We start from the raw sequence: 19128 nt of genomic DNA, 5'->3' as shown, positions 1-19128 counted from the left end.
GAGAACACTAAGCCGCCGGGCATCATACCGGGAAAACACAATAAAACCACCCGCAGGTGGTTTACTGTTGTTCAATACGGTTGAGCGTTGCGGTATAGCCCGTTTTCGCTACTGCGTTAAGTAGAGTATCGGTTGGGAAACCTTCTGGCACGATGGCTTCTGCCTGCCGGGTTTTGAGAGAGGATTTTGCTTTAATCACGCCGTCGGTTTCACGTAGCGCCTGATTGACTGAAATAACGCATAACGAGCAGGTCATATTTTGTATATCCAGCACCACTTTTTGATTGGCCGCCTGAGCCCACAGCGGCAACAGCAAGCATGCAACTAACGCGAAGATCTTCATTCAAATACCTCATAAAACCAGGCAACAAGCGTTGGGTAAAATAGCACCGGCAAAATCAATGCCAGCGCGCACCAGTAGAGAACGCGCGCTTGCTTCAGAGTTAACCACCCGGAGCACCACAACCGTTTGGAAAAATAGAGCCGCCAGAAGACACGCAGTAATAATCCCAGGGACAGCAGTACCAGAGGAGTTCGCAAAAACTCAAACCGGGTGAAAACGGCGAAGCTCGCCGCCGAAATACCAAACAGCAGGTAAAGTAGCGGTCCAACACAGCATAAGCCAGCGGTGACGGCGGCCGCAGCAGCCGTCAACAGGGTAAGCCCCGCACCTTTAGCGTTGTTCTGTGGCGACATAGCTGTAGGAGAACGCTTTAGGATCATAAAAATTGATCGGGTCGCCATCGACTTCAGCGTAAGGATAACCAAAGTTATTCATGGCCCCCTGCTCCGTTGCCGGATACAACTCGAAATCACGTCCGTAGTTGAATCCAACCCAGTTCATTTCCCAGTTACCAAACAGGTAAGCGTTAACCGCCTGGACATCGGCATCCTGATGCGTTTTTTTCTCTGCCAGACGCATTTTGGTCACGTCAGCAGGATCGCACGGTAACCAACCGTAACCTGCCAGATAGAACTCAGCACGGCAGTGTTGACCGCCGCTCACATTGGCAACGCCTGCACTGTCGGCTGTGCCAAAAGCACTTTTCGAGTAACGTTCGAGCTTATTGGCCTTGCCCAGACGGATGCCAAACAGTTCGCGCGCCGGAATACCGCTGGCCCGCGCCAGAGCAACAAAAACGGAGCTCATGTCGGTGCATTTTCCTTTGAGCTTACCGCTTTTTAATATCTCCGCCACATCCCCCGTGCCGCAGCCAATAACGTCGTTGTCACGCTCCATATGTCTGCTGACCCATTCGTAAATCAGGCGCGCTTTTTTCAGCGGATCCTGCTCATTACCGGTGATTTTACGCGCGGTTTCCAGGACCAGTCCATCAACTGGGGTATGTGCCGTCGGCAACAGATACGGTTTTACATCCAGCGGATAAATAATCTGCTCAGGTGCCTGCCAGTTTTTCAGCGCGTCCTGCTTCAGCGGTTCCCAGTCGGCGGTTTCAATGTCGATATCAACGTTAACCAACAATTCACCCTGCGAGTCAGCCCAGGTGGCAAACAGCGTTTTCGCGCCGTAGGTATTATTGGTGGTGACGTACGCCTGCTTATAGTTTCCGCTAAAGGCAAGCGCCGTCATTTGTTGAAACGCGGTATCCACCGGTAGCGGGATCCACAGTTTCACCACGCCGCTCGATCCCTTAGGAGGATTAAGTTTATACGTTTGAGATAAGACAAAGCGTCGACGAGCTATTGGCGCAACGGATGGCTCCGCGGCACGTACCGTCTGGCTAATGACTGCAGGGCCGACTAATCCGGCGGCGGAAAGGAGAACGCTATTTTTGAGAAACTGACGACGTTGCATTGCTGTCTGTCCAGGTTGTAAGAGTTGAGCTACGGCTAAAGGGGAAACCGTACGCGATCATCACAGCAGACAGAGGCTGGCATAAAAAGGCGAGTCGATGGAGATTATTCATCAATAACAGACCTGTTAACTGTGAATGAAGTGAGAAACTGCAAGGTCGCTATTAAGCCATTTACAGCCAAAAAAGTACAGCAGCGGAGATACGTTCAGACTATATACACAGTCGTTGCCAGTTTGCGGGCTAACCCTCTTGCCCCCTCGCGCATGACCGTGTTGTGATTCCAGCGAAATACAGGTGCTGCCAGCGGGGCAAGATAATTCATCCAGCGGATCGTGGTACGCACATTCCAGTCATATCTGACAATAGTCGCTGTACCATTGGCAGTAAAAGACCATACCCCTCGCCCTTCCACCGCGCCGCTGGCTTGTCCTTCAAGCAGTGTGCAAGGCCGTATTTTCAACACATTGATATCAAAGGTTAAGCGATAAGGAAGCGCCCCTTTCCAGGTATAACGATGCAACGCCCCAATACCCCGTAAATCCCCTTTCCTTATCTCAACGATGCGTTCCAGACTTCCCCACCATTCAGGCCACCTGTCCGGCTGGGAAAAAACATCCCATACCTCCTGAATGGAAGCCTCAACCCGCCAGACTGTGGAAAACTGATAGTCAGCCATAGTGCAGGCTCCTTCAAGGCGTGAAAAAATTGACGGGGAAACGGGTGTTGATAACCATAGCATCCAGAAGAACAGTTTCTAATCTCTGCCCATCTGGCGCATAGCTGATCACTTTGGCAGGGAGTCCGTGATAATTATCCAGCCAGATGTCGTAGCGGTGAACGCAACTCGCGGAGAAAATGAGACGCGCATAACCGCCCCCTGTATCGGTACTATCTGCAAACTGGAGTCATCAGCTGTCGACTGTTTTTATTATAGTTCTTAATTGCGCGGCACTCCTCTCCCGGCCCCTCAGACTCCGTACAGGCAACAGGCTTAAACTGTTCATTTTCTATTCAGATGAGATGACGACATAAGACTATACTTTAATAGCCATACTTTTAATGGGTATTAATCATGAAACTGCCACCGGTATTTTCATGCGCCGTCCTCGTATTGCTGCTGGCGTCATCGTCTGCCGCAGCCAGCGCGTTACAAAACCAGGCCGCAAGAGAGCAAGAGTTAAGCGCGGCACTTCTTGCAGGAAATGGCGTCATCATCATTGGCGGGACGGATGATTTCGCTTTCACATTCAGGACACGTAACCGAATCCACAGACATTTGGCGATTCAGGATGGCATAGGCGATCCCATCATGATGAATGGTTTTCAGGACCACAACTATAACCCCGCCCGGGATGGCTTTATCAACAACCCAGCCCGGGGAAGGTTTATGTTTAATGCACCGATTCGTCGATAGATTGATTGGCAATGGGGAGTGTGTAGCGGGCGGCTTAACGTATCTGGCAGGCTTACTTGACGCAAAATACCTATGGTTCGTCAAAAGCCGGCACAAAAAAACCACCCGTAGGTGGTTTCGCGACACTGCTTATTGCTTTGATTCTTCTATTCTTTCCCATGGTTCCGGTGTGGGATTTGCCCCCACACAGCACGAACGCCGAGCAGTTCAGAATATTTTTCAAGAAGTTAATATGTAACTTACTTCTGCGTAAACACCTTTGTTAATCAGGTATGCGGGGTCGGAAGTCCGGCAACAGAAAACTGGTGATTCGATTATTTTTAACCTGCGTGGTTAAGCTTGTTGCAGACCGTTCAAATCGTTAAGCATCCGCTTGAGACATTTGATTTTATTCTTATCGCGAACTGATTGCGAAAGCTTACTGAGTTGAAAAAACGTTTTGTCACCAAACCCGTCAATGACTTTGAAGCGATAATCCTGACGCTCGCTATCCCAGGCATAAACAATGTTTTTACAATGCAAGGAGTTAATAATGACTTTGGTGCTGACAAACCATGCTAAAAAAGCATTCAGCTTCTGCAATTTGCTGTCATCGAGTTCTTTTTTGAGAGCAAGCTGATAAAGAGTTTGAGCAAGGTTGCCATGCTCATCGCACTCCTTCACAGTGATCTGCCCTAGACCTTTATTTGTTTCAACAAGGCCTTCGATCTTTTGCATATAAAGAGAGTCTGTTTGATGACCAGGCTTGCATTCTTTGAGGTCCCGGAAGACTTCCCGTAACTTGCTTTTATAGTTCGCAATATCTGAAATAACGATTTTGATCAGCAGGTTACTATCCTGTGGATGCTGAAAGACGTAACGATCGTTACCTCGTGCAAGTAAGTCTTCATCTGTCAATACAAGCTCTTGTTTCATGATAGTTTTTGACTCTTACCCTAAGGGAAATGAAATTGCCTCAACTGACCTGCATCGGTAAGTTCTGCTAATCAAAAACTATTATGTATATATTTATTTCAATAATTGATAAACGAAATGCATTCGGAGTGAGACAAATGTCTCTTCAGGCAAGTGGGCAGGCTAATGAACCTGTTTTGATCCCCCGCAAATACGCTTCTCCAGTCGTGAACGAGGGTTATCAGCAAAGAGCAGGCACCGGTATGAAGTCAACAGGCACCCGATAATATTAAGCGGAAAGATTACTTAACCCGTTTCCCCGTTTCGTCAATGACCTTTTCGCCATCCTCTTTGGTAAAAGAGCCTTTCTGAGCTTCAGGTAAAATATCCAGCACAATTTCTGAGGGACGACAAAGACGCGTGCCAAGCGGCGTCACTACAATCGGCCGATTAATCAGGATCGGATGCTGAATCATAAAATCGATCAACTGCTCATCAGAAAACTTATCTTCATCAAGACCAAGCTGCTCATAAGGTTCAACGTTCTTCCGCAGCAATGCGCGTACTGAAATGCCCATATCTGAAATCAGTTTGGTCAGTTCATCACGAGTCGGGGGCGTATCGAGATAATAAATAATAGTTGGTTCGTTACCGCTGTTACGGATCATCTCCAGCGTGTTACGTGAGGTGCCACAGGCCGGGTTGTGATAGATGGTAATGTTGCTCATATCAATATCTCATTACAAAGTGACAGAGAGCCGCCACGCCAGCGCGGCCAGAGTGACGAATAGCACGGGCAGAGTCATGATAATGCCGGTGCGGAAGTAATATCCCCAGGTGATGGTCATATTTTTCTGTGCCAACACATGAAGCCACAGCAGAGTTGCCAGACTGCCTATCGGGGTGATTTTAGGCCCTAAATCGCAGCCAATCACATTGGCATAAATCATCGCCTCTTTGACGACGCCGGTCGCAGCACTCCCGTCAATGGACAATGCACCAATCAGCACCGTCGGCATATTGTTCATCACAGACGACAGGAAGGCAGTCAGGAAGCCGGTACCGAACGTGGCAGCCCATAAACCTTTGTCTGCCAGCATATTGAGTACGGCAGAAAGATACTCAGTGAGTCCTGCATTACGCAGGCCGTAGACGACCATATACATACCCAGCGAGAAAATCACGATCTGCCAGGGCGCCCCGCGCAGCACTTTCCCGGTATTAATGGCGTGGCCACGCTTGGCTACCACGAACAGCACCGCAGCCCCAACTGCTGCTATCGCGCTTACTGGGATCCCCAGCGGCTCCAGAACAAAGAAACCGACCAGCAGGAACAGCAGAACAATCCAGCCCGCCCTGAACGTCGCCGGATCTTTAATCGCACTGGCAGGCATCTTGAGCAGTGAAACGTCATAACTGGCCGGGATGTCGCGGCGGAAGAAGAGATGGAGCATGACCAGCGTGGCAGCAATGGCCGCCAGGTTCACAGGAACCATCACGGAGGCATACTGTGTAAAGCCCAGGCCGAAGAAATCCGCCGAGACAATATTGACCAGGTTAGAGACAATCAGCGGCAGGCTGGCAGTATCTGCGATAAATCCTGCAGCCATGACAAAGGCCAGCGTCGTCGCCTGGCTGAACCCCAGGGCGAGTAGCATCGCAATCACAATCGGCGTCAGTATCAGTGCTGCACCGTCGTTAGCAAACAGCGCAGCAACAGCAGCGCCAAGCAGTATTATCCAGGTAAACAGCAGGCGACCACGCCCGTTACCCCAGCGGGAGACATGCAGCGCGGCCCATTCAAAGAAACCGGACTCATCGAGCAGCAGGCTGATGATAATCACCGCGATGAATGCCGCTGTTGCGTTCCAGACGATATTCCAGACTACGGGAATATCATCAATGTGGATGACCCCCGTCCCCAGTGCCAGTAAGGCTCCGATACTTGCGCTCCAGCCAATGCTGAGACCTCTGGGCTGCCAGATGACCAGGACCAGCGTCAGTATAAAAATACTCCCTGCCAAAAGCATTTTAGATTCCTTTATATATGATTATGCGTATGTAAAAAATTCTCTCAACAGGATGTGCAGGCTGATTTTTTCAGCCATTCACCCACATCTTTCCTCAGACACTGCCAGGACGTCGTGATCGTCTCAGCGGCCCACGCAGGCATGTGGGGAGACAGACGGTAGTGAATCCATTTGCCTTCCCGGCGTTCAAGCACCAGTTCCGCTTCTCGCAGAATAGCCATGTGGCGAGAAATTTTAGGCTGTGATTCAGAGGTCGCCGCGCATATATCGCATACGCACAGTTCGCCGGATTCCCGGAGAAGCATAACAATGGCGAGACGGGTTTCATCCGACAGGATTTTAAAAAGCTGAACTGGCTGTAGCATTTTTTACTCCGTTCCCTTTAGAATACATATATGATAAATCATATGTGTTGAATTTGAAATCACAGAACCTCCCGGAGGAGTAAAAAATGGAACACTTTCCTGCACTGAATGCTGATTGCTTCGATCAGCAGATTGCTGAACGCCTGCAGCTCCAGGAACCGCCACGCATACTGATTCTGTATGGCTCGGTAAGAGAGCGTTCTTACAGTCGTTTTGCCGCAGAAGAAGCGGGACGCCTGCTGACGGCGATGGGGGCGGAAGTAAGACTGTTTAATCCCTCAGGTTTACCCCTGCCGGATGATGCCCCAGATACGCACCCAAAAGTCACCGAGCTGCGCGAGCTGGTCAGATGGTGTGATGGGATGGTGTGGAGTTCCCCGGAGCGGCATGGGGCAATGAGTGCGGTGATGAAGGCACAGATCGACTGGATACCCTTAAGCGAAGGGGCCGTTCGCCCTTCACAGGGAAAAACACTGGCGGTGATGCAGGTCTGCGGCGGGTCTCAATCTTTTAACGCCGTGAACCAGATGCGTATCCTTGGGCGCTGGATGAGGATGTTCACGATCCCTAACCAGTCCTCAATAGCCAAAGCCTGGCAAGAATTCGATGAGAACGGGCGAATGAAACCTTCGTCCTGGTATGATCGTATCGTCGATGTCGCCGAGGAGTTGTTTAAAATCACGCTGCTGCTCAAGGGGCAAACCGATTACCTTGCCGATCGCTACAGCGAACGAAAAGAGAGCCATCAGGAGCTTTCATCTCGCGTCAATCAGGCCAAAATATAACGGCCTTTTTTACTGAGCTCAAAAACGTCCGCTTTTTGCTGTGCGTTCAACCGCTGGATGCAACAATGTTAATTCTTTGCTGGCTGCGAACCGATAAGCCAGCTCCTTTTGGAAAATACTGTCTGAGCAATCTGTTCGTATTTTCATTAGAACCACGCAGCCAGGGAGATTGAGGATTACAGAAATAAATTTGGGAAGCCGCCCTTATCATCAGGCTCTTTGCGATACCTTTTCTTTATATTTACATATCCAAAACATCATAAAGTTAAGATTTTTTGGACGAATTAGGGTATGGTTGAAGTTCATCCACTCAAGGAAAAGCCTATGTCAGAACGTAAAGACTCTAAATCACGCCGCAACTATCTTGTCAAATGCACCTGCCCAAACTGTACCCAACAATCTGAACACAGTTTTTCAAGAGTACAAAAAGGTTCTCTTTTAATCTGTCCTCATTGCAATAAAGTATTCCAGACAAACCAAAAAGAAGCAGCCTGAATCCGTTTTAGACTCTATTTCTGGAACAGAATCAACACATCTGTATTTTAAGATTTATCAAGCTACAGATAATAGAAAACCCGCTGGCTGCGGGTTTAGTATTTTCATATTTAAAAATAAAAAATATGGTGATATCTGGGAAAAGCTATCTTCTTGCGTATGTTGTCGTGCAAAGCAAGTGGTTAGACTTTTCGTGCAGCGAACCTACACGTACTCACAATGGTCAGCATACTTTCTCATGCAAAAGAGAGATGAAATATGCTGACCGTTGCCCTGAATGCCGGATCAGTAACATTTCATCTCTACTGACCCAACAATACATCCATTGCTTCTGTCAGTATGTCTACTCAGGCTTTAGCCTTCTTCGTTATCGCATACAGACAAAAAAAGGATTTACTCTGTAATAACTACATTGCCAGCAACCGGACCTTTAGTACCATTCTCAATGGAGTAAGAGACTTTTTGCCCTTCAAACAAGGTGCGGAAATTATCGCTCTGGATAGCAGAAAAATGTACAAATAAATCTTTACTACCGTCAACAGGAGAAATAAAACCGAATCCCTTATCGGCATTAAACCATTTTACTAAACCATTCATCTTTTTTGACATTTTGTATTCCTTAATTTGGCCTTCCGGCGAACATGGTTTTATTACAGAAACTACTTAGTGCTTAGTGGGGAGACTCAAAGAAGGGATAAATATAAAACACCTGAAATGAGAACTGCTTTAGTAAACTACTTTGTATTTTGTCTGTTCTTTAAACCGACGCGACCATTAACGCACGGGCGTATATAATAATCAATGTTTATTTTAGTTATCCAGATCTCACGATAGCTGAAAAATATTTCTGGCATTATCCCGGGGTATGTGTATAGTGCAACACGTTATTAGTTTTAAGGAATTTTTTTGTCTCGTAAAATGACAGGAATTGTCAAAGCCTTTGACTGCAAGAGCGGTAAAGGCCTTATCTCCCCCTCCGATGGTCGCAAAGATGTACAGCTTCACATTTCAGCCTTAAGTCTCCGTGACTCAGAAGTACTCATCCCCGGATTACGCGTTGAGTTTTGTCGAATAAATGGTCTTCGAGGCCCCTCGGCTGCGAACGTTTATCTCTCATGACCTGTAGCCGCCCCTCCTGACTTCTGGAATCATAAAAGAGAATTTCAAAACAGGGAGAGTTTCATATGTATCAGAAAATCTATCTCAACGACTGGCTGACAGGCCTTAAGAGTTCATGCTGCACGCTGATAGTGACTCTGCTTGTTTTCATCTAACCTGTTAGTTCAAGACCGGTAAGAGTTGCAATAGCGTTGGCGTATCTATGTTGAGCCCGTCAGGGTGATATGCTTGCGTTACACCCCAAATGCCTGTGATGTACATAGGATGAAAGCCAGGGGATTTCTGAGCTTGAAGGTTCGCTGAGCGAGAAATTTCAGGCACAAAAAAACCACCCGTAGGTGGTTTCACGACACTGCTTATTGCTTTGATTATTCTTTTCTTTCCCATGGTACCCGGAGTGGGACTTGAACCCACACAGCGCGAACGCCGAGGGATTTTAAATCATGCGTGTTATCAATAGTAATCAACAAGCTAAAGGATTCTTTCACCATTAATTCATTTTTTTATTATCTGAACATTCAAAAGGTTACCGCTAACCACCGGCCACAATGGTGAAGCTTTTACAGTCGTGAAGATCCACTGTGCGTGACTACTAAGCACTATTCAACATAATCTGATGAAGTGATCCTACTAACCCAATCAAACATGATTTGCATATGGTTGCCTTCAGGTACTTTAATTCCAACATGGCAAGCATTAACACCCGTGGTATCCCCTACAATAATTCTGCCATCAAGCATATAAACCCTTATGCCTACCCCTTGCTTGAAACACTTATTGCATATTGAAAAGAAATCCTGCTTTGTTGGCTCATATGGCTGGGTATTGAATGCCCCGTTCATCACTAACGCAGTACAAATATCAGAGTTATCGTTTAGCTCTTCAAGAGAGGCAAGAGACTCAAGTTTTACTTCGATTCTGTTGCTTCCTTTGGGAACATCTGACGCCAGAATTAAGTTCTCATTCTGATTGAATTTTGAGATGTAACCAATGATCAACTGCCCATTGCAGCTAACCATCTTAACCGGACAATCATGAAAACGCAGAAACTGTATCCGACGAGCGAGCATTGAATAGTCACGTGGCCACTTTTCAGCCACTCGCCCATAAGAAATATCATTCATTACCAGAACATCCATTCAATCCTGAAAACATTATTCTAAACGAAAAAAACCCCGCCGGAGCGGGGTTTGCGCGATAAGTGTAAATTAACGCAGCAGAGACAGGACGTTCTGCGTGGTCTGGTTAGCCTGCGCCAGAACAGAAGTACTCGCCTGTTGCAGAATGTTTGCACGAGACATGTTGGACACTTCGGTCGCGTAGTCAGCATCTTCGATACGGCTACGGGCTTCAGACAGGTTGTTGACGGTGTTACCCAGGTTAGTGATGGTAGAGTTGAAACGGTTCTGTACCGCACCCAGGTCTGAACGCAGGTCAGCAACTTTCGCCAGCGCCGCGTCGATTTTAGCCAGCGGGCTTTCGGTAGTAGCAGTCGCAATTTCATTCACTTTAGGTTCAGTTTTGAAATTGTGATTTTTTACTTTCTCTGCAAGATAGTCTTTACCACCGATGTTAGCAATTTCGGTTTTACCATTGACACCGCCGAGTTGAACTGCAGCAGTTGCGGCCTTTCCATTTGCATCGGTATATGCTACTTCTTTAATGGATACTTTGTTAGATTCGTCAACTGATGCAGCATAATATTTACCGCTTGTAGTTTTCAGCGCGTAACCGCCATCAATGGCTTTATCATTTTTATCAGTGAAGGACACCTTAACCAAAGTTGCTGAAGCAGCTTCAGTAGAAGAAACCCCGCCTTTTTCGAGAGCAGCTTTTGCCGCAGTAATGTCAGGCGTTACTTTCTCTTGCAGTTTGGTTACGACTTTAGCACCTGCAGGAACTTTGTCAGTAGCACCATCAGTTAGAGTTACTTTACCGTCAGTATCTACAGATACTTCATAAGTCCCATTTTTACCCGGTGCGCCAGTAGAAACAACGTCCGCATAGTATTTGTTATTAGCAGAATCAAATCTTACGTTACTATAGCTTGCACCTGTTGCTCCAGCACCAAGCTTAGTTCCGCCTACCGCATCTGTAGCAAAATCGCTGTTATCTAATGCTTTTGTTGAATCTTTATAACCAAAATCAGTAACGGCTACATCAGAAACATCATATTTTTTCTGCACGTTCAGGGAATCCAGCCCCAGGGTTTTGGAGTTGATTTCCTGCAGGTTGATATCGATGGTTTCGCCATCGTTGGCACCAACCTGGATGGTCAGGGTGTTGTCTTTCGCCAGTACTTTCACGCCGTTGAACTGAGTCTGACCGGATACGCGGTCGATTTCGTTCAGACGCTGAGTGATTTCAGCCTGGATGGAGTCGAGGTCAGACTGGGAGTTGGTACCAGTAGAGGACTGAACCGCCAGCTCACGAACACGCTGCAGGTTGTTGTTGATTTCAGACAGAGAACCTTCAGTGGTCTGCGCGATGGAGATACCATCGTTGGCGTTACGGGACGCCTGAGTCAGACCTTTGATGTTAGAGGTGAAACGGTTAGCAATCGCCTGACCTGCAGCATCGTCTTTCGCGCTGTTGATACGCAGACCGGAAGACAGACGCTCGATAGCGGAGCTCAGAGAAGACTGAGATTTGTTCAGGTTGTTCTGGGTCAACAGCGACAGGCTGTTTGTATTGATAACTTGTGCCATAAAATATTCCTTTTGGGTTATTACGCCAGGCTTGCCTGTGTCATTCAAGTTATCGTCATCAATCAATTAAACTTTACTATTTTTTTTAATCTCAACAACCAACTGTTTCCAAAAGAACTTAAACAAAACCTACTCTTAAATCAGGTGGATTACTTCTTTTTTTTGCTCCTTTTGCGAGGGCATCGTTCTTAAAAAATGCAAAATACATACGACACAGAAACTGTCACTCTCCGTAATCACTCGAAATTAATTTCCTTGCTAAGAATTTTTCCACTCAGCACTAAATTAGTCATTGTTAATGCCGATACTCAATTCGCCCATAATAAATTTGAACACAAAATAAGCATGTTATTGCCCGCCCGTGCGGGCTTTTTTGTTTTTGCCGTCACATGACAGGACAGTCATCAAACTCCCCTAGCCTCGCATCATTAATAATGTAGGTGATCACCCCGAATACCGGGAGCGAAGTGCCGTATCCTTCCTTTTCGGCTGGTATCGCTTCCCTTCTCCCGTTCTCCAGGTTTATCAGGTGCGGCTTCGGGTGCACCCGGTAACGCTTAATCCTGAATTCTCCATCCATCGCACATATCAGCAACGAACCATCGCATGGCGATAAGGATGAGTCGATAACCAGCAGCGCACCGTTCAGTATCCCTTCACGATAATATGAAGCCGCCGCCCGCATAAAATACGTTGCTGATGGATGACGAATAAACTGCTGATCGAGGGAGATTCGTGTTTCAACATAATCTGCCGCAGGTGATGGGAATCCCATGTCAGTGCCCTCTCTTGAATGACGGATAGAAATACAGTATAAATACTGTATATCCATCCAGTAAAGAGGTAGTGCTCAATGTTTGTAGAACTCGTTTATGACAAAAGGAATTTTGATGGTCTGCCCGGTGCAAAAGATATCATTCTGGGCGAATTGAGTAAGAGGGTTCACCGGATCTTCCCCGATGCTGATGTTCGGGTTAAACCGATGATGACACTGCCGGCGATCAACACTGACGCCAGCAAGCATGAGAAAGAACAGATAAGCCGAACGGTGCAGGAAATGTTTGAAGAGGCTGATATGTGGCTGGTAGATGAATGATGGACATCGACAACATAATTATTTCCGGGATAAGAATTTACTTCCCGCCAGATAATGTGCTTCCAGAGCCATCAAAGGACATGCTCACGTTTGCCGTTGTTTTCGATGCTGATACCTTAAAACAATATTTACTGTTAGTTCACAAAGAAAACAAGTGGCAGATGGCAGCGCAGCAACTGTTCGGCAGTACAGCACAAGCAATTACAGCCGCGACAAAAATAGGAAAAGGAATCTGGCAATAACTTCATGCGCTTATACACTCATCACTGCGCCATGACATGAAAACTAAACCTAGCCGCGCCCAGGGCTCGCATATGCAGGTCGCGGCAAGTAGATCATTCAGGGGCATCGGGCCAATCAATATTTGGTGCGGTGCCGGTATCTATTGCTGTCACAGCATCGATATAATCCATCCATATATTCAGGCTTGCTGATTCAACATCCGTTAGCGCACGCCCCATCAGTAGCTTAGTTTGCCAGACGGTAATCTTCTGCCTGGACTTCTCCAGCAAGAATTGTTTATGCGTCTCAGCCTGAGCAATATATTGTTCTCGCGTCGGTTCTGGAACAGGAATGACAGTAACAATTCCGGAGTCATCGACTGAAAATGTGGAGCCGGGGGCGCGGCCCATTGCTTTTCTGTACTCATCCTCTGATACATCTATCGCGCCAGCAGGTATTGACTCATAGCTGCCATCTTCAGGATAAAACAGCCCTTCAAAATATTTATATTTCATTTTAGTTCACCTTATTACCAGCCAATTGCCCACCAAAAACAGTTCTCCGGTACACCACCTGGTGCATAGTTCTGTATTCTTATTTGTTGAGTGCCCTCCGGGCTCACCCCCATTCCGGCATTTGAGCCTGGAGCGCCCCGGCCGCCACTGGCCCACAAAATTTCATTTGGAAACGCTTCATTGACGTTATATACAGCATTACTGCCCGGAGCAGTAGCAGTTATGCCCCACTGAAATACCAGTTTCTGTTTGCCTCCCCCGGCACCGATAACATCTATCTTAAAAACCCCGTTGGGTAGCACAGTAGCCCGAAAGCTGGCCATGTCCGGAATGCCATTAATTAGCCCTGCATCAACATTCCGTTTTGCCGCTGTTCCCAAACCAAGGTTTGAGAGAGCCTCTGCAATTGCTGCAGACCCGTCTGCTTTGATATCTGCAAAAGGATGTGCGCGGCTTAACAGCAGTGCCTTCAGGGCTGTCAGTAACTGGTTATGTTTTGATTTTTCCAGATTAACGCCAGTTGCTTCTACCACTCCTGCCAGTTCTTCCTGCAACATATCAAAATAATCATCATCCAGGTCTGTGGCAGGCGTTCCTGTCTGTGGGTTTCCACGCGTGAAACCATTTTTACCCACGCCGAATTTATCTTTCTGCGCAGTAGGTGTGTCAATGCGATGCATAATGTCTCCGGTTACGGATATTTGAATATTATGTAGGTATGGGACGGGCACAGTTTATTGATAACGCACTCGGCAACAGTATCGCCCCAGTAACGAATGGGCGTTTCGCAATTGTCTGAGCAGGTCATCCAGGTGGTGTTTGTTGAAGCAGGCATATTTACCTGCCAGTAGTAACGCCATTCAGTCGAATAGGTCGCATCCATACACGATGACGTACACTTGAAGGGTCCCTTGTTATAGCGCGTGATAGTGGCTCCGGGCTTCCCCAGTGCAGCCAGTTGACGAAGGTAGAAATCTTCGTTTATCCCTCCGGTAAGGTTCGCTTTTGCATCCAGTCGCTGCTGTCGCTGCCGTAACGTCTGTGCTCCTGATGGAATGCATTCATCAGGCAGGCCGCAGCACCGCTCCCATCGGTCAATAAGTTCTGTTGTGGTGCGCGGATCAAGTTCCAGCATCAGTTCATCAGCACGTTGATGCACCCTGAGCAAAGAAGGCGCTACGCCACTTATCGCAACATCATCAACTGACCATGCCGGCCCTGGCGGAAGCAGCGCGCTCAGTAACTGGACATAATCATCATTACTCACGCCCACGTTATTACCCCCAGTACAGCCAGTTCATTTTTTGCGATTGCCGTATCAGCTGTTGGCGAAAGCAGCTTATGGCTGTACTCACCGGCCGCTATAGAAATCGCCTCGTTTGTACGGGACAGTTCAAGCGTTCCTTCCGGATAGCCATCACGCAACAGGAATGAACGAAGCTCGGCCTCAACTGCGGCGCGTATTTCAGGAGTATCCGGATTCAGGTCAATGGTGTAATCGACCGTTTTTGGCGTTCCCTTAAATACATAGAGGTCTGAACCCGCTACGGGGGCCAGCGGTTCAATATGCGCCTGAGTTGCAGCCACTGTTGCATCATCAAGAATCGGGTTAATCAGGTCGCTACTGGCAATCATAACGCCAACCGTTCCCGTCCCCATCCAGTGCCGGTAAGTCCACGTGCGCGTTACGCCAGGCACTTCTTTTGCCCAGACAACATAATCTCCGTCAGCGCCGCCTTGCGGGGTCCAGTAGTAGCGCTCCAGAATACGGGCACGCCAGACCTCAAGGTCTTCAATATCAAAACCGCCAGCGATCGTATCGGCCATGCCACCAGAAGGAAGTCCGTTAACCGGCGTAACCAGTGAGAGCGTCTCACCATCATCCATATTTCCGGTCGTACCTGTCACGCTGCAGGCAACGGGTACACGAAGCACGCCACCAGCACTCGTTGCATCTGCCTGGGCGATGTACTGAACAAGGTCGTCACGCTGAATGACCGATCCTGCACTCACCTTAAGCCCATTCGTTACGCCATCCCATCGCATAAAACCTGATGCGGCCACGGCATCTTTTCTCGGACATCGTTTCATCGCCGCATGCCGATAAAGCCATGACTCGTCGCAAAGATCAGGCAGCATATTCATCGCCAGATAATCGATATAGCCATAAACCGTATGCAGCGCCCCTGCATAAACTTTGGCCCTGACATCTTCATCCATGCGGCGAAGCTCATCATTGATGTCAAGCCGAGCAAAAAGGTCGGTGCGGATCATGCTGATGTTTTCGGCCAGCGTTGGCCGCTGAAATTCACTGTCCGCCATTTGCAATCACGCTCCAGAAATCGTTAAAAGAAATTGTTACCGGACCATCCCGGCGCCACAGAACAATGCTGTTTCCCAGTTCATTGATACCGGTTCGCTGTATATCTATATCTATCCTGGACACAACACCGTCATCGAGCATCCACTGAAGGGATTCGCGGAGATACGTTCGCACCGTATTCACCAGCGCGTTTGTGAGCTTGCTCCGTTGTAAAAGCCATAGCTTTGACCCATAGCGATCGTTGGCCACCATCGGCCAGGTATCTCCCCACCACCCCATCGGTACATCAGCATTGTCGTCAGGGTCTGCGCGCCGGTGAGTGAAGAACGAAATCACCACTGCGCGAGTAAGTGGGTCAAGTTGAGAACTGGCATTTACCCGGGTTCCGTTGACTGTCAGCCAGAGTTCCATCACACCTCCATCTTGTTATCGGGTGCATCGGTTTTATTTCCCTGCCCGTTTTCTTTGTGATGGTGTCCGTTGTAGGCAACGCGCATGGCTGACATTGTCAGACCACCAGAATCGCAGAGGTCTTTGACCTGACCAGTAACATCAAGATCCATTTCAAAACGGGCTTTTGGCGCGTTTTTGAACGTAATCACCCTGCCACCACCATCTACAACAATCCCGGCGCGTGTGAGCGTGACTGACTGTCCCTGGTCATCGTAGAGAGCGACCTCCCCCGTTTTGAGCCCCTTCATGCGATAGCGACGATCAGACACGGTGATCGCAACGGCGTGAGAACGGTCGCCATCAGGAAACAGAACAACAGCCTCAGCACCCGGTTTTGCACGAGAGGTGAAGCCATAGGGTTCAAGGTGCTCAATGCCCGCCTTTTGCTGCCCAGCCAGTAACTCAACATCTATCATCTGGCACTTAGAAGCCGCGTTGATACTCTTCACCACAGCGCGGCCAATGAGTCCTAACAGTTGCCTTTGCAGACTTTGCATCACGCTCATCAGAACGGGTCCTCTTTGACTTTCCGTTTTTTGCCATGCTTCTTGCTGTCATTTTCAGGTTCTGGCAGATAGGCATCCGGCGGCCCGACACGTAGTTCGGTTATTGTGCCGTTGTTGTCTTTAGTGAATGACACTTCAGAAATGAGCAGCTCGCGGTTATTGAAACCACAAATGGGGTCATAGACGATAACGCGCTGGTTTGGTTGCCACAGTGAACCGTCACCCTGCCGCCAGCCCCACACTGTGTATGTGGTTTCATCAGTACGTGCAGCTCGCTGGCGCGCCTCGAATTCAGCACGAGCAATGCAACTGGCTCCTGTTGACTGCCCCGTCTGCTGTACTGCCATGGGACGATAGCGGCCAATTGATGCGTCTGTTGTTTTTGCGCGAAGCGCCGTTGTTGTCGCAGCCCCAAAATCATCATCGTTTCCGGCACGCTGCCCCGAGACCTGGTACGTTGAAAAACGTTCACGGATGCTTTTCTCGGTATCGCAGGAAATAACGTTTTTACCCAGCACCAGAGCTGTATGAGCGCGCGTGCTACCAATGCCGCCGATAACAAGCCTGCCCCGAGGGTCGTCGTAGGCCAGCGCCTGCTGTTGTCCAAGCATCTTGTTGAGGACTTCGATAACTGTTTCACCGTGATCGGGTTGTACTCCGGGAATAGCGCCACCCGGTGCGCCAGCGTTTACAACCGCTATACCGAAAGGTCTGGCAAGCGCAGCGGCCACCTGAACGAGTGATTGCCCATTGAATTGTGTCGGCTCAGCAGCGCAATCAATCAGATCGGCAGTCAGGCTGCGCCCGCTAATTCCAACGCTAATTGAGCGCGCATCGTAGCGAACCGGCGTTGCTTCAATCCAGCCAGTGACCACCAGATCATCACCAATCAGTATTTCTGCTTTATCTCCGCTTTTTACCCGAGGTTGCAATGAGGAAATTCCATCTCCACCAGGCCATTGTCGGGTGATCTCAACGCTAAAATCGCGCGCCAGCCGCTCGATGCCAGCGCCGATACGTGTCGAAGTCCAGCCGCCCCATTCACGTCCGTTAACCCTCAGCGTTACGTTATCGTTCATCGTACAGGAACCCTCAGTGGAGATACCGGCACAAAGCCTGGGTGAGCCACAGCATTACGCCTGACAATGTCAGACTCCCGTGCAGCGTTATCGAACCAGGTCGCTGCCAGAACCAGTGCCGGAGTTACCTCATCAGGTGTCCTGATAACTGTCTTTTGGGTCTGTACAAGGCGGTGTTTTATATCGTTGTTAAGGTCCGACTTCACCCGGCGCAAAGCCAGAAACAAACGGTCATCGGTAGTGCGGGATAGTTCTTTATCGATAGCGGTATTCAGCGTGTCGCGGATATCAACGAGGTCATCCCACGTCGGCACATCAACCACCGCCGTCTCATCCGGTGCGTTATTCAGCGCAGGGTGTGTCACAGCAGGCCATCCAGAAGACTGCTGAGTTTGTTCCTTTGTCGTTATTGCAGGTGTTGGCAGTGTTGTAACAGCGTAAACCGCTTCGCTTATGGCGGTTGTGCGTACTGCACTGGCAACATAATTCCCCTGTTCCTTGCTGCTCTGTGTGCTTTTGCTGTCCGTTTTCCATATACCTCGCGGGGCCATATCTGATCCCAACGAAATCCCGGCGAACCCCTTAATCATTTTCATAACGTCAGAAGCATTTCCGGATAGTCTGTTCGCCGTGCGCCACACTTTCTGAATAGCTTCGACATATCCTTTTCCTGATGACGGAGGAGGAAGAAGAACAGAAATATCACCCTGCATAAGTCTCGCTGCGTCTGCGACATAGCTGTCGACCATCGCCATAGAATCAGAAACAAAGTCCAGGATGCCAGTTGCACGCTCAAGCACATCTCCCTGAGCGAAGTCAGGCAAACCACCCATGCCGAACTGTTCAAAGTTGTCGCTGATACAATCATCAAGTGCTGAACAGGAAGATGCCAGCGTGTTAGCTGTTGCTGCGCCAGCCGTTGGATATTCAAGTTCACCCGCTTCGACGAACTGTAGATCAAAGCGCACCATCCGCCCCTCACTACTGGTCGTACTAACACGGATCTCACCATCAACACAGACGTTAAGCTCACCATATGTTGGATGTACCAGAGTGCCTGGTCCTGGTTTATTCAGTGCTTCAATTAGTCTGTCACGCTGTTCGAAACAATCGTCGCCGACGACATAGGCGGTGATATTTGGCCGGAAGGTGACCTTACCGAGATCTTCGGTGTAGGGTTTATCGCGGTTGGGGTATTCGTGTGTTTCAACTCGACGGCCAACCGCCGCCCCTTCACCTTCGAACTTAAATGGTACGCCACGGAATGACGCATCCTGAAGTCTGTCTTTCCACGCCATATAAACTCC

At 48.7% G+C, this 19128-nt stretch carries 27 protein-coding genes and 1 pseudogene; 7 read left to right on the top strand and 21 right to left on the bottom strand.

Features of this window, described 5'->3' with window-relative positions:
- Window positions 1-61: 61 nt before the first annotated feature.
- The 4 genes from O6D90_RS09690 to O6D90_RS09675 all read right to left on the bottom strand — a co-directional run bounded on the left by O6D90_RS09690 (window position 62) and on the right by O6D90_RS09675 (window position 2493).
- The gene (locus O6D90_RS09690) at window positions 62-343 is read right to left on the bottom strand and encodes a heavy-metal-associated domain-containing protein (RefSeq protein WP_016153460.1); all 282 of its coding nucleotides are present in this window, start codon (window positions 341-343) and stop codon (window positions 62-64) included.
- Entirely contained in the window at window positions 340-696 is a 357-nt protein-coding gene (locus tag O6D90_RS09685; protein WP_016153461.1) for a mercuric transporter MerT family protein, read from the bottom strand. Before O6D90_RS09685 ends, O6D90_RS09690 begins: the two co-directional genes overlap by 4 nt.
- Window positions 674-1816 (bottom strand): transglutaminase-like domain-containing protein, encoded by a 1143-nt coding sequence (locus tag O6D90_RS09680; RefSeq protein ID WP_016156825.1) that lies wholly within the window; start codon window positions 1814-1816, stop codon window positions 674-676. Before O6D90_RS09680 ends, O6D90_RS09685 begins: the two co-directional genes overlap by 23 nt.
- Window positions 1817-2022: 206 nt before the next feature.
- The gene (locus O6D90_RS09675) at window positions 2023-2493 is read right to left on the bottom strand and encodes an SRPBCC family protein (RefSeq protein WP_016156826.1); all 471 of its coding nucleotides are present in this window, start codon (window positions 2491-2493) and stop codon (window positions 2023-2025) included.
- A 396-nt stretch (window positions 2494-2889) separates the two neighbouring features.
- Here O6D90_RS09675 and O6D90_RS09670 point away from each other — a divergent pair, with 396 nt between their 5' ends.
- Complete coding sequence (locus tag O6D90_RS09670) at window positions 2890-3231, top strand: hypothetical protein (RefSeq protein ID WP_016156827.1); 342 nt, start codon at window positions 2890-2892, stop codon at window positions 3229-3231.
- A gap of 333 nt (window positions 3232-3564) precedes the next feature.
- Here O6D90_RS09670 and O6D90_RS09665 read toward each other — a convergent pair whose 3' ends face one another.
- The 4 genes from O6D90_RS09665 to O6D90_RS09650 form a co-directional block, all read right to left on the bottom strand.
- Window positions 3565-4146 (bottom strand): YrbL family protein, encoded by a 582-nt coding sequence (locus O6D90_RS09665; RefSeq protein ID WP_016156828.1) that lies wholly within the window; start codon window positions 4144-4146, stop codon window positions 3565-3567.
- 281 nt (window positions 4147-4427) lie between these two features.
- A complete protein-coding gene (gene arsC, locus O6D90_RS09660) occupies window positions 4428-4853 on the bottom strand; it encodes a glutaredoxin-dependent arsenate reductase (protein ID WP_016153466.1) in 426 nt (141 codons plus the stop codon).
- A gap of 12 nt (window positions 4854-4865) precedes the next feature.
- Complete coding sequence (locus tag O6D90_RS09655) at window positions 4866-6155, bottom strand: arsenic transporter (RefSeq protein ID WP_016156830.1); 1290 nt, start codon at window positions 6153-6155, stop codon at window positions 4866-4868.
- 44 nt (window positions 6156-6199) lie between these two features.
- On the bottom strand, window positions 6200-6520 hold the full coding sequence (locus tag O6D90_RS09650; RefSeq protein ID WP_016156831.1) for a metalloregulator ArsR/SmtB family transcription factor: 321 nt from the start codon (window positions 6518-6520) through the stop codon (window positions 6200-6202).
- Between the two features lie 86 nt (window positions 6521-6606).
- Between O6D90_RS09650 and arsH the strand changes: the two genes are divergently transcribed.
- Entirely contained in the window at window positions 6607-7305 is a 699-nt protein-coding gene (gene arsH, locus O6D90_RS09645; protein ID WP_016156832.1) for an arsenical resistance protein ArsH, read from the top strand.
- A 58-nt stretch (window positions 7306-7363) separates the two neighbouring features.
- Here arsH and O6D90_RS09640 read toward each other — a convergent pair.
- A pseudogene (locus O6D90_RS09640) lies at window positions 7364-7498 on the bottom strand (IS30 family transposase); the annotation flags it as partial.
- 131 nt (window positions 7499-7629) lie between these two features.
- Between O6D90_RS09640 and O6D90_RS09635 the strand changes: the two are divergent.
- On the top strand, window positions 7630-7800 hold the full coding sequence (locus tag O6D90_RS09635; RefSeq protein WP_162835200.1) for a YnfU family zinc-binding protein: 171 nt from the start codon (window positions 7630-7632) through the stop codon (window positions 7798-7800).
- 393 nt (window positions 7801-8193) lie between these two features.
- Here the strand turns inward: O6D90_RS09635 and cspA are convergent, their stop codons facing one another.
- A complete protein-coding gene (cspA, locus tag O6D90_RS09630; protein WP_016153470.1) occupies window positions 8194-8409 on the bottom strand; it encodes an RNA chaperone/antiterminator CspA in 216 nt (71 codons plus the stop codon).
- 297 nt (window positions 8410-8706) lie between these two features.
- Here cspA and cspH point away from each other — a divergent pair, with 297 nt between their 5' ends.
- The gene (gene cspH, locus O6D90_RS09625) at window positions 8707-8919 is read left to right on the top strand and encodes a cold shock-like protein CspH (protein WP_049040548.1); all 213 of its coding nucleotides are present in this window, start codon (window positions 8707-8709) and stop codon (window positions 8917-8919) included.
- Between the two features lie 65 nt (window positions 8920-8984).
- On the top strand, window positions 8985-9074 hold the full coding sequence (locus O6D90_RS26335; RefSeq protein ID WP_016153471.1) for a hypothetical protein: 90 nt from the start codon (window positions 8985-8987) through the stop codon (window positions 9072-9074).
- A 444-nt stretch (window positions 9075-9518) separates the two neighbouring features.
- Here the strand turns inward: O6D90_RS26335 and O6D90_RS09620 are convergent, their stop codons facing one another.
- The 3 genes from O6D90_RS09620 to O6D90_RS09610 form a co-directional block, all read right to left on the bottom strand.
- Window positions 9519-10043 carry a phase 1 flagellin transcriptional repressor gene (locus O6D90_RS09620; RefSeq protein WP_109018038.1) on the bottom strand — a complete coding sequence of 175 codons (525 nt, stop codon included), beginning with the start codon at window positions 10041-10043 and terminating at the stop codon, window positions 9519-9521.
- Window positions 10044-10127: 84 nt separating this feature from the next.
- Window positions 10128-11627, bottom strand: coding sequence for a FliC/FljB family flagellin (locus O6D90_RS09615; protein WP_271143297.1), 1500 nt, complete (start codon window positions 11625-11627; stop codon window positions 10128-10130).
- Between the two features lie 385 nt (window positions 11628-12012).
- On the bottom strand, window positions 12013-12459 hold the full coding sequence (locus tag O6D90_RS09610) for a S24 family peptidase (protein ID WP_239176443.1): 447 nt from the start codon (window positions 12457-12459) through the stop codon (window positions 12013-12015).
- Between the two features lie 21 nt (window positions 12460-12480).
- Between O6D90_RS09610 and O6D90_RS09605 the strand changes: the two genes are divergently transcribed.
- Window positions 12481-12723 (top strand): DinI family protein, encoded by a 243-nt coding sequence (locus O6D90_RS09605; protein ID WP_088582995.1) that lies wholly within the window; start codon window positions 12481-12483, stop codon window positions 12721-12723.
- Entirely contained in the window at window positions 12720-12965 is a 246-nt protein-coding gene (locus tag O6D90_RS09600; RefSeq protein ID WP_109018028.1) for a hypothetical protein, read from the top strand. Before O6D90_RS09605 ends, O6D90_RS09600 begins: the two co-directional genes overlap by 4 nt.
- 93 nt (window positions 12966-13058) lie before the next feature.
- Here O6D90_RS09600 and O6D90_RS09595 read toward each other — a convergent pair whose 3' ends face one another.
- From O6D90_RS09595 to O6D90_RS09560, 8 genes are read right to left on the bottom strand one after another with little or no spacing between them, the layout of a single operon-like run.
- Entirely contained in the window at window positions 13059-13460 is a 402-nt protein-coding gene (locus tag O6D90_RS09595; RefSeq protein ID WP_088582997.1) for a tail fiber assembly protein, read from the bottom strand.
- Window positions 13461-13474: 14 nt separating this feature from the next.
- Window positions 13475-14140 carry a hypothetical protein gene (locus O6D90_RS09590; protein ID WP_271143296.1) on the bottom strand — a complete coding sequence of 222 codons (666 nt, stop codon included), beginning with the start codon at window positions 14138-14140 and terminating at the stop codon, window positions 13475-13477.
- Between the two features lie 11 nt (window positions 14141-14151).
- Window positions 14152-14733, bottom strand: coding sequence for a YmfQ family protein (locus O6D90_RS09585; RefSeq protein ID WP_109018027.1), 582 nt, complete (start codon window positions 14731-14733; stop codon window positions 14152-14154).
- The gene (locus O6D90_RS09580; protein ID WP_109018026.1) at window positions 14724-15782 is read right to left on the bottom strand and encodes a baseplate J/gp47 family protein; all 1059 of its coding nucleotides are present in this window, start codon (window positions 15780-15782) and stop codon (window positions 14724-14726) included. Before O6D90_RS09580 ends, O6D90_RS09585 begins: the two co-directional genes overlap by 10 nt.
- Entirely contained in the window at window positions 15769-16194 is a 426-nt protein-coding gene (locus O6D90_RS09575) for a phage GP46 family protein (protein ID WP_145981106.1), read from the bottom strand. The genes O6D90_RS09580 and O6D90_RS09575 overlap by 14 nt, the downstream gene beginning before the upstream one ends.
- Window positions 16194-16742, bottom strand: a complete 549-nt coding sequence (locus O6D90_RS09570) for a phage baseplate assembly protein V (RefSeq protein ID WP_109018024.1) — start codon at window positions 16740-16742, stop codon at window positions 16194-16196. Before O6D90_RS09570 ends, O6D90_RS09575 begins: the two co-directional genes overlap by 1 nt.
- Window positions 16742-17821 (bottom strand): phage baseplate assembly protein, encoded by a 1080-nt coding sequence (locus O6D90_RS09565; RefSeq protein ID WP_109018023.1) that lies wholly within the window; start codon window positions 17819-17821, stop codon window positions 16742-16744. Before O6D90_RS09565 ends, O6D90_RS09570 begins: the two co-directional genes overlap by 1 nt.
- Window positions 17818-19119, bottom strand: coding sequence for a DNA circularization protein (locus tag O6D90_RS09560; RefSeq protein ID WP_088583002.1), 1302 nt, complete (start codon window positions 19117-19119; stop codon window positions 17818-17820). The genes O6D90_RS09565 and O6D90_RS09560 overlap by 4 nt, the downstream gene beginning before the upstream one ends.
- Between the last annotated feature and the right edge of the window lie 9 nt (window positions 19120-19128).

This window comes from Citrobacter sp. 21OH12SH02A-Citro (genome assembly GCF_027919895.1).
GTDB classification, from domain to species: domain Bacteria; phylum Pseudomonadota; class Gammaproteobacteria; order Enterobacterales; family Enterobacteriaceae; genus Citrobacter; species Citrobacter braakii.
This window is presented reverse-complemented; position numbering and strand designations above follow the sequence as displayed.